Source organism: Sphingomonas sp. LH128, from assembly GCF_000293195.2.
Taxonomy (GTDB): domain Bacteria; phylum Pseudomonadota; class Alphaproteobacteria; order Sphingomonadales; family Sphingomonadaceae; genus Novosphingobium; species Novosphingobium resinovorum_A.
Window position 1 is genome coordinate 1 of record NZ_ALVC01000509.1, and the last position, 660, is coordinate 660.

At 65.2% G+C, this 660-nt stretch carries 1 pseudogene; it reads right to left on the bottom strand.

Features of this window, described 5'->3' with window-relative positions:
* A pseudogene (locus LH128_RS29395) lies at positions 1-660 on the bottom strand (ParB/RepB/Spo0J family partition protein); the annotation flags it as partial.

Genomic DNA, 660 nt, shown 5'->3' on the forward strand with positions numbered 1-660 from the left:
CGACCGGCATCGCGCAGTTCGTCGCTGAGAGCATCGTGTTCGGCATCGAGGGCCTGCCAGGCTTCTTCCTCGAGTTCCTCGTTCTCCATTTCGAGGCTCACGATGCTGAGGCGTGCTTCGATTTCTTCGATGCGGGTCAGCTGTGCTTCGCTCAGCGGAAGGTTCGGCAGGCTGACGCGGAACAGGCCGTTCGCGACTTCCCAGGTCGAGGCCGAGGCGACGGGACGAATCCAGGCCAGGCCGCGTTCTTCCCCGATCCGCTTGGCTTCGGCTTCCATCTTGGCGGCCGCGAGCGTCTGGGCGATCTCGGGGTTGGTCCAGCGATCGCCGTTGTCGCTGAACAGGTCGCGATCGACGACGCCGCCCGCCGCAACATAGGCTTCCTCGCCGACGAGGCGCGCGATCGGATCGCTCGACTTCATGGAGTCGTTGGCGATGACGCGGCGGATGGTGTCGGCGCTGGTGTAGTAGCTGTTGGCGCCGTAGCTCTTCCAGACCATCAGCTGGCGCTCATGGCTCTCGGTGGAGGCATATGCCTTGGCCATGTCGAGGGTCATCTCGCCCGACTTCAGGGCGTCGAAGATCGGCTCGGCAAGGTTCGCGAGCCGCAGCCGCCCTTCGACGAAACGGCGGGGGATGCCGAAACGCTTGGCGACCGCG